This is a genomic window from Enterovirga sp. (assembly GCF_035325185.1).
In the GTDB taxonomy this organism is placed as follows: Bacteria; Pseudomonadota; Alphaproteobacteria; order Rhizobiales; family Beijerinckiaceae; genus Enterovirga.
Window position 1 is genome coordinate 1 of sequence record NZ_DAOLAJ010000124.1, and the last position, 8,554, is coordinate 8,554.

The window sequence follows — 8,554 nt, forward strand, 5'->3', positions numbered from 1 at the left end:
CGACTGAAAATCGCAGTGTCGGTGGTTCGATTCCGCCCCTGGGCACCATTTCTTCCTGCATCTTAACCGGCATTGTTTCTACTTCTCGGCGGGGCAGCCGCGGCGGGCCGCCTCGGCCACATGTCCGGGCTGCTTCTCAGCGCCGGTTGAATTTCGGCGCCCGATCGAAAGCCTTCTGGTGCTTCTTGACGCAGGCTGCACTCGGCGTTTTTCCGCACATACGCTGGAACAGGCGCTCGCAGGCCGAGCCGGGATCGCCTCCGTCACCGCAAGCTTCCCCGCGCCAATAATTATATTTTGAAATGCCGGGATAATTGCCCATGCCGGCAGAGGCGGCCGTGGCCGCGCCGGCGAGCAGGAAAAGAGCTGTTGCGAGTGCCTTCATCTCCTGATCCTCTCCGCCGCATGATGCGCGATGCGGCGCGACACCGCCAGGGCAAGGGCTCCCTATTCTCCGATCTGCCCAGCGCAGCTGCCTCCGGCCGCCGGAGCGAATATTCCTCAGGCGATGATCGATGATCGGACGGAACCGCTTCGCATCCTCCGCTCTGTTCGCGGCCAGGATAATCGTCCCAGCGGGAGCGGCTTTCGAAAGTGGGGGCCCGGCCAGGGTTTGGATGCGCCTATGGCGGAAGGGGTGGGATTCGAACCCACGGTGAGGTTGCCCCCACGGCGGTTTTCAAGACCGCTGCCTTAAACCACTCGGCCACCCTTCCTGTGCCCTTGCGCTTTGCCATCGCCGCGCGGCGGGGACAAGCTTCCCCGTCGCCTCGCTGCGCTCGGCAACCAGAATCATGACATCTCGGCAAAGGCCTAGCGTCAAAGGACGCTCGGGATCCACGTATCCACGGATCAAGGGAGTGCGGGATCCCCTGATCGCGCGTGATCAAAGGCTTCGCCGATTTTCCAGCGGGAGGAGGGCATCTTAACGCATCGTTAACCATGCCGAGGCTCAGGTCGTTCCGTCACGGCGTCCAAGGATCATCTGATTCACGGCACCGGACCGGAGTGGAACTCCACCTCGGGCACATCATTCCCTGCGAAAGGAACGCCGATGAAGGCGATCGCGTTCGTCACCCAGAAGGGCGGGAGCGGAAAAAGCACGCTCTGCATCTCGCTCGCCGTCGCCGCGCAGCAAGCCGGGCAATCGGTCTGCATCCTGGAAATGGACCGTCAGGCCACCGTGTCCGACTGGGTCGAGCACCGGCATGCGGATACGCCCGAGGTGGCGCAGATCGATGCGACCCAGCTCGACGACATCATGCAGCGCCTGCGGGCCTCCGATTTCGACTATGTCTTCATCGATACGCCCGGCGTCGACAGCCCCGGAAGCCTCGCGGCGATCCGTGCCGCCGATCTCTGCGTCGTACCCTGCCGACCGACGCCCGCGGATCTGCGGGCCTTCAAGCCGACGCTCGCGGCCATCTATCGCCTCGAGAAGAAATTCGCCTTCGTCCTGAACCAGACGCCGCCGCGCAGCTACCGCGTCCGCGATGCGGCCGACGGCCTCGCGGTTCTCGGGGTCCTGCCCGACGTCAATATCGTCATGCGCAACGACCACCAGGACGCCCTCGGCCTCGGCCAGGGCGTCACGGAATACAATCCGACCGGGATGGCCGCGAACGAGATCCGCAGCCTGTGGTCCTGGATCGCCAAGCGCACGCAGGGAATCCCGTCGAATGTCAAAGCCGCCTAAACTCAGCCTCGCATCCATCGTGGCGGCCGCCGCGCCCGGTCCGGCTAAGCAGCCGGGGGCCGAGATCGTCCAGCTCAGCCCCATCTCGCCTGCGGCGAGCCAAGCGAAACGCGCCACCCTGAAGCAGCGGGCCAAGCAGCTTTCCGTCTATCTGGAGCCGCCGGTCCACGATCAGCTCCGCGACATCGCCTATACCGAACGCACCAAGATCCACCAGCTCATGCTGGAGGCTCTGGACCTCCTCTTCAAGGCGCGCGGAGCCCTTTCGATCAAGCAGCTCACCGATGAGAGCCGACCTTAAGGAATTGCCTTTCAAAAATCCGTCAACCACCTCAGAAATAGTGGCTTTTTTCTTTTCCGCCTGCGCTGCGACCCCTCTTCATGAAACGAATCGATATATTTTATTAACCGATTGAAGCAAAAAGATATTTAACCGATCCTGAGAAGAATCTGAAAAAGGGTGCGGTGCAAAAGAAAATTTAACGCCTCCCGCCGATCCTGATCGCCCGGTTTCAGGACGAGGCGTGGAGTGGCACGGATCGAAGAGCAGGCGGCGCGATCCTGGGGGATCGGGCCGGCCAGGGCAGGGGAGGCGCGCGCCTTGCGCGTGGCCGGAGCGATCGCGGTTTCGATCCTCGCCCTCCCGCTTGCCAATTGCTCGTCGACGACAGTCGCGCGCCGCAACGCGAGCGAGGCCAAATATGGCGTCCTCTCGAGCCCGCGCGTCATTCCCGAGGGCCAGCCGATCCCCAAGGGGGGAGGGCGGGAGATGGTCGGAAAGCCCTACGTGGTGGCTGGCCGAACCTATGTTCCTCGTCCCGGGCGGGGATATGACCGCGAGGGCTGGGCTTCCTGGTACGGCACGGCCTTCCATGGCCGGCTGACGGCCAACGGAGAAATCTTCGACAGGGATTCGATCGCCGCCGCGCATCCCACGCTGCCCCTGCCATGCTACGTGAGGGTGACGAACCTCATCAACAAGCGATCCATGATCGTGCGGGTGAACGATCGGGGGCCTTATGAGCAGGACAGGGTGATCGACCTCTCCGAGCGCGCGGCGGATGCCCTCGGGTTTCACCGCAAGGGCACGAGCCGCGTAAGGGTCCAATATGTCGGCCGCGCGCCTTTGGCCGGGAGCGACGACCAGATGCTTCTGGCCAGTCTTCGGACGGACGGGTTGCCTGCGGCTTCGCGCATGATGCTCGCCCAGGCCGAGAAGCCTGGGGAGCCGGAGCGCAAGCCGCCCGAACCGAAGATCAGGAGCGCCGCCCTGCAAGGCGCGAAAAGCGGCAAGGGGGCGGAGGGCGAGCCTCCCGCGATGCGGCGGCCTTCCTCGATATCCCGGCCGGCGGAGGGCAAACCGATCCGGGCCGCCCGGCTGGACGACGCGCCTGCGGCCCCGGACGTGCTCCCGCCGCGTCGCCCGGATATGAAGGGCGGACGCTGAGGTCCCTCTTCGCGTGGGTTCACCCGGTCCGCGCCATCCTCTAGAGGAGTTGGACATGGCCGGGCCGACCGAGGCATCCTCGACGCGCGGGGTCTTCGTCTCCTTCGAGGGAGGCGAGGGCGCGGGCAAGTCGACGCAGATCGGGCGCATCCGGGCGCGGCTGGAAGCTGCTGGGCGCGCAGTCGTGACGACGCGCGAGCCGGGGGGCTCGCATCGCGCTGAAAGAATCCGCGCCATCCTGCTGGAAGCAAAAGCGAAGCGCTTGAAGGAAACGGGCGAGGCCATCCTTTTTGCCGCCGCCCGGCTGGATCATGTCGACACGCTCGTCGCGCCGGCCTTGCGGGAGGGAAAGATCGTCCTCTGCGATCGGTTCGTGGACTCCACGAGAGTCTATCAGGGGGCCGTGGCGGGCATCGAGCCCGGCTTCCTGGCGCGGCTGGAGGCTGCGGCGGCAGGCGGCACGACGCCCGATCTCACCTTCGTCATCGACGTTCCGGTCCCGGTAGGGCTTGCGCGGGCCCGCTCGCGGCGGGAAGCTCGCGGAGAGCCGCCCGATCGCTTCGAGGGGGAGGGCGCCGCCTATCACGAGAAGGTGCGGGCGGCTTTTCTCGCCATCGCCGCGGCCGAGCCGGAACGATGCGTGGTCGTCGATGGCGCGGCTTCCGCCGACGAGGTCTCGGCGGCAATCTGGTCGGCGCTCGCCCCGCGCATCAAGGGCAGGGCAGGGTAGCTCATGGCGGGCGAAATCGAGATTCCCCATCCGCGCGAGCGACACCTCCTCCTCGGGCAGGACGGGGCGGCCGCGGCTTTTTGCGAAGGCGAGGGCTCCGGCCGCCTCCATCATGCGTGGCTGCTCGGCGGCCCGGAGGGGATCGGCAAGGCGACGCTCGCCTATCGTGTCGCGCGCCACCTTCTCGCCCCGCCATCTGAAAGGCTTGGCGGCGGCGACGGGCTCGGCGTCGACCCGGGCGGGAAGACGGCCCGGCAGGTCGCGGCCCGGTCTCATCCCAACCTGATCGCGCTCGAAAGGGGAACGGCGGAAGAGGGCAGGGCGGCCCCGAAGGGGATTTCGGTCGATGCGGTCCGCAAGGCTCTCGGCTTCTTCGCCTCGACGGCGGCGGATGGGGGGCGGCGGATCTGCATCGTCGATGCCGTGGACGACCTGAACGCTTCCGCCGCGAACGCCCTTCTCAAGACGATCGAGGAGCCGCCGCCGGGCGCGCTCGTGCTTCTCGTCAGCCATGCTCCCCAGCGCGTCCTGCCGACGATCCGCTCGCGCTGCCGCAGGCTCACCCTGCCGCCGCTCGGGCCGGCCGATCTCGACCGGGTCCTGGCCGGGCTCGATCTTCCCGCCGACGCCTCCCTGCGGATGCGGGCCGCCGCCCTGGCGGAAGGCTCCGTCCGCCGCGCGCTGACGCTGCTCGATCCGAGGCGCATGGCGCTCATCGACGAACTGACGGCTCTCCTGGACGCCCTGCCAGGCACCCCGGCATCGGCCATCCTGTCGCTCGCCGAGAAGACCGGGGACCGGCGCGACGCAGAGGAATTCCCCGTCCTCGTCGACGCCATCCTGCGCTGGCTCGCGGCGCGTGTGGAAAGCAAGGCGGGGGCAGGGGCCCGTCGCCTTGCGCCCCTGGCGGAGGTGTGTGAGAACGTGACCGAGGCGGCGCGCGCGGTCGAGATCTACAATCTCGACCGGCGCGCTTTCATCGTATCGACCTTCGGGGACCTGGCCGAAGCCGTCCGCCGGGCGGCCTGACCGCCTCCCCTTTTCCGCGCGGGTTCAACGCATGGCCGGCGAGGCCTATTACATCACCACCGCCATCTCCTATCCGAACGGCGCGCCCCATATCGGCCATGCCTACGAGGTGATCGCGGCCGACGCGGTCGCGCGCTTCAAGCGGCTCGACGGCTACGACGTCTTCTTCATGACCGGCACGGACGAGCACGGGCTGAAGATCCAGCAGGCGGCCGACAAGGAAGGCATCTCGCCGCAAGCCTTCGTCGACAGGATGGCGCCGAAGTTCCGCGAGATGGCGGAACTGCTCGACTGCTCCTTCGACCGCTTCATCCGCACCACCGACGAGGACCACAAGCGCTCGGTCCAGGAGGTCTGGCGGCGCATGGAAGCGGGCGGCGACATCTACCCGTCGAAATATGCCGGCTGGTACTCGGTCCGGGACGAGGCCTATTACGACGAGGGCGAGCTGACCCTGGGCCCCGACGGCATCCGCCGCGCGCCCACGGGCACGCCCGTCGAGTGGGTGGAGGAAAACTCCTATTTCTTCCGCCTGTCGGCCTATGGCGAGCGCCTCCTGAAGCACTATTGCGACAATCCCGATTTCATCGGCCCGGAGACGCGCCGCAACGAAATCGTCGCCTTCGTCGAGCGCGGCCTCGAGGACCTTTCGATCAGCCGCACGACCTTCAAATGGGGCGTGCCGGTGCCCGGCGATCCCGACCATGTCATGTATGTGTGGGTCGATGCGCTGACGAACTATCTCACCGGCGCCGGCTTCCCCGACGAGACCTCGCCCCTGTGGCGCTTCTGGCCGGCCGACGTCCACGTCATCGGCAAGGACATCGTCCGCTTTCATGCGATCTATTGGCCCGCCTTCCTGATGTCGGCCGGCCTGCCCCTGCCGAAGCGCGTCTTCGGCCACGGCTTTCTCTTCAACCGCGGGGAGAAGATGTCGAAATCGGTCGGCAACGTGATCGACCCGGCCTCGCTCGCGGCGGACTACGGGGTCGACCAACTCCGCTATTTCCTCCTGCGCGAGGTCCCCTTCGGGCAGGACGGCAATTATTCGCACGAGGCGATCGTCACGCGCATCAATGCCGATCTCGCCAACGACCTCGGCAACCTCGCCCAGCGCTCGCTCTCGATGATCGCGAAGAACCTGGGCGGCGCCGTGCCGGAGCCGGGTCCCTTCACGGACGCGGATCGGCTGCTGCTCGATCTGGCCGACCAGCTTCCCGAGCGGGGAAGGGCGGCTCTCGACGGCTTCGCCCTGCATACGATCCTGGCGGATATCTGGGCCGTCGTCGCCGAGGCGAACCGCTATTTCGCGTCACAGGAACCCTGGATCCTGCGAAAACAGGATCCTGCGCGCATGGGGACCGTCCTCTACGTCACTGCCGAGGCCCTGCGGGCGATCGCCATCGCGACGCTGCCCTTCATCCCCGGATCGGCCGCGAAGCTTCTCGACCTTCTGGCGGTGCCGCCCAGCGAGCGGGCCTTCGCCCGCGTCGGCCCGGCCGGCCGCATCACACCGGGAACGAAGCTGCCGGCTCCGGCTGCGATCTTCCCGCGCTATGTCGAGCCGGAAGCGTGAGCGCATGCTGATCGACAGCCACTGCCATCTCGACTATCCGGGCCTCGCCGACCGCCTGCCCGAAGTGTTGGCCCGGGCCGCGGAAAGCGGCGTCGGGCGGATGGTCACGATCTCGACCCTGGTCCGCCATGCGGCGACCTATCGGGCCCTTGCCGAAGCGCATCCCGAGGTGCTGTTCACGGTCGGGACCCATCCCCATCAGGCGGGAGAAGAACCCGACGTTACGGCGGCCGAGATCGTCGAGCTTGCGCGCCACCCGCGTTGCGTCGCGATCGGGGAGGCGGGTCTCGACTTCCACTACGACTACGCGCCGCGCGACGTGCAGGAGCGGGTGTTCCGCACCCATATCGAGGCCGCGAGGGCGAGCGGCCTGCCGCTCGTGATCCACGCGCGGGAGGCGGACGAGGCCATGATCCGCATCCTGCGCGAGGAGCACGGGCGAGGGGCCTTCGATGCCGTCCTGCATTGCTTCTCCTCGACGGAGGCCCTCGCCCGGGCCGGCGTGGAACTCGGCTTCTACCTGTCGTTCTCGGGAATCCTGACGTTCAAGGGCTCGGCCGAGATCCGGCGCATCGCGGCCGAGATCGTGCCGCGCGACCGCCTGCTCGTCGAGACGGACGCACCCTATCTCGCTCCCGTCCCGCATCGCGGGCGGACCAACGAGCCCGCCTTCGTCGCGGAAACCGCCAAGGTGCTCGCCGCCACGATCGGGTCGACGCCTGCCGAGACGGCGCAGCTCACCACGGCGAATTTCCTGCGCCTCTTCGCCAAGGCGCGGCCCTTCGTCGAGACGCACTCCGCCAGCGCCGCCGCATGACCGCGGAGCCGCTCGCCATCACGATCCTCGGCTGCGGCTCGTCCGGGGGCGTGCCGCGCGTCGCCATGGGCTGGGGCACCTGCGATCCGTCCAATCCCCGGAACCGCCGCCGCCGCTGCTCGATCCTCGTCGAGCGGGCCGGCTCAGGGGGCACGACGACGGTGCTGGTGGACACCTCGCCCGATTGCCGCGAGCAGCTCATCGATGCCGGCGTGACGCGGCTCGACGGCATCCTCATCACGCACGACCATGCCGACCACACGCACGGGCTCGACGATGTTCGCCCGCTCGTGATCCATATGCGCCGAAGGATCGCTCTCTATGCCGACGAGCGCACCAGCGCGGTGCTGAACCAACGGTTCGGCTATTGCTTCCGGACGCCGCCGGGCAGCCAATATCCGCCGCTGCTGGACGAGCATCGCCTGGAAGCCGGCAGGGCCTTCGCCATCGACGGCCCCGGAGGCCCGATCCGCGGCGTGCCTTTCGACATGGAGCACGGCGAGACGCGGGCGCTCGGCTTCCGGTTCGGCTCGGCGGCCTATGCCAGCGATGTCAGCGCCCTGCCGCCGGAGAGCCTGGAGATGCTGCGCGGCCTCGATCTCCTGATCCTCGACGCCTTGCGCTACACGCCGCATCCGAGCCATTTCTCGCTCGCCGAATCCCTGGCCCTGATCGAGATGCTCGGGCCCAGGCGCGCGATCCTCACCAACATGCATACCGATCTCGACTACGCCACGCTGGCCGCCGGGCTGCCTCCGAATGTCGAGCCGGCCTTCGACGGCATGCGGCTGGCCGTCACCGGCTGACCGGACCTCGATGCGCGGCCGGATACAGGCTCTCGCGAGACCGCCCAGGGATATCGGTTCCATAATATATCTTATGCGAATCATTCTTCGGGGTCCCTGCCCCGGTGCCCACGCCGGCTCTGCCGCTTTTTCCTGGACCTGACCGCCGCCATGCCGACCGACGAGCCCACCGCGCGCATCGTTCCGTCCCGCGATATCGCCACCCTGCTCCATCTCATGAAGGAGTTGAGGAATCCGCAAACCGGCTGCCCCTGGGACGTCGTCCAGGATTTCGCGTCCATCTCCCGCTACACGCTCGAGGAAGCCTACGAGGTCGCCGACGCCATCGCCCGCGGCGACATGGAGGATCTGCGCGACGAGCTGGGCGACCTGCTTCTCCAGGTCGTCTTCCATGCCCGGATGGCGGAGGAGCGCGGCGCCTTCGATTTCGGCGGCGTGGTGGAGGCCATCACC

9 protein-coding genes, 1 tRNA gene and 1 pseudogene are annotated in these 8,554 nt (G+C 67.3%); 9 read left to right on the plus strand and 2 right to left on the minus strand.

Translation table 11 applies throughout. The features are described from left to right. Positions 1-136 precede the first annotated feature (136 nt). Together PKD06_RS17195 and PKD06_RS17200 are read right to left on the minus strand one after the other, a co-directional pair. Positions 137-385: a hypothetical protein gene (locus PKD06_RS17195; RefSeq protein ID WP_324382266.1), complete on the minus strand. Its 249-nt coding sequence runs from the start codon at positions 383-385 to the stop codon at positions 137-139. Between the two features lie 241 nt (positions 386-626). Next, positions 627-716, minus strand: a tRNA-Ser gene (locus PKD06_RS17200). A gap of 338 nt (positions 717-1,054) precedes the next feature. On the opposite strand from PKD06_RS17200, the gene PKD06_RS17205 reads away from it, so the two are divergent. From PKD06_RS17205 to PKD06_RS17245, 9 genes and pseudogenes are all read left to right on the plus strand, one after another. Continuing rightward, positions 1,055-1,696: a ParA family protein gene (locus PKD06_RS17205; RefSeq protein WP_324382269.1), complete on the plus strand. Its 642-nt coding sequence runs from the start codon at positions 1,055-1,057 to the stop codon at positions 1,694-1,696. Next, entirely contained in the window at positions 1,680-1,997 is a 318-nt protein-coding gene (locus PKD06_RS17210) for a ribbon-helix-helix domain-containing protein (RefSeq protein ID WP_324382271.1), read from the plus strand. The genes PKD06_RS17205 and PKD06_RS17210 overlap by 17 nt, the downstream gene beginning before the upstream one ends. Positions 1,998-2,264: 267 nt before the next feature. Continuing rightward, positions 2,265-2,885, plus strand: a pseudogene (locus PKD06_RS17215) (septal ring lytic transglycosylase RlpA family protein); the annotation flags it as partial. Between the two features lie 313 nt (positions 2,886-3,198). Continuing rightward, positions 3,199-3,873: a dTMP kinase gene (tmk, locus tag PKD06_RS17220; RefSeq protein ID WP_324382273.1), complete on the plus strand. Its 675-nt coding sequence runs from the start codon at positions 3,199-3,201 to the stop codon at positions 3,871-3,873. Positions 3,874-3,876: 3 nt separating this feature from the next. After that, complete coding sequence (locus PKD06_RS17225; protein WP_324382275.1) at positions 3,877-4,902, plus strand: DNA polymerase III subunit delta'; 1,026 nt, start codon at positions 3,877-3,879, stop codon at positions 4,900-4,902. A gap of 31 nt (positions 4,903-4,933) precedes the next feature. After that, entirely contained in the window at positions 4,934-6,478 is a 1,545-nt protein-coding gene (gene metG, locus PKD06_RS17230) for a methionine--tRNA ligase (RefSeq protein WP_324382277.1), read from the plus strand. Between the two features lie 4 nt (positions 6,479-6,482). Then, positions 6,483-7,295 carry a TatD family hydrolase gene (locus tag PKD06_RS17235; RefSeq protein ID WP_324382279.1) on the plus strand — a complete coding sequence of 271 codons (813 nt, stop codon included), beginning with the start codon at positions 6,483-6,485 and terminating at the stop codon, positions 7,293-7,295. Beyond that, entirely contained in the window at positions 7,292-8,101 is an 810-nt protein-coding gene (locus PKD06_RS17240) for an MBL fold metallo-hydrolase (protein WP_324382281.1), read from the plus strand. Before PKD06_RS17235 ends, PKD06_RS17240 begins: the two co-directional genes overlap by 4 nt. Positions 8,102-8,278: 177 nt before the next feature. Continuing rightward, on the plus strand, positions 8,279-8,554 hold a 276-nt coding region (locus PKD06_RS17245; RefSeq protein WP_324382283.1), incomplete at its 3' end, for a MazG nucleotide pyrophosphohydrolase domain-containing protein.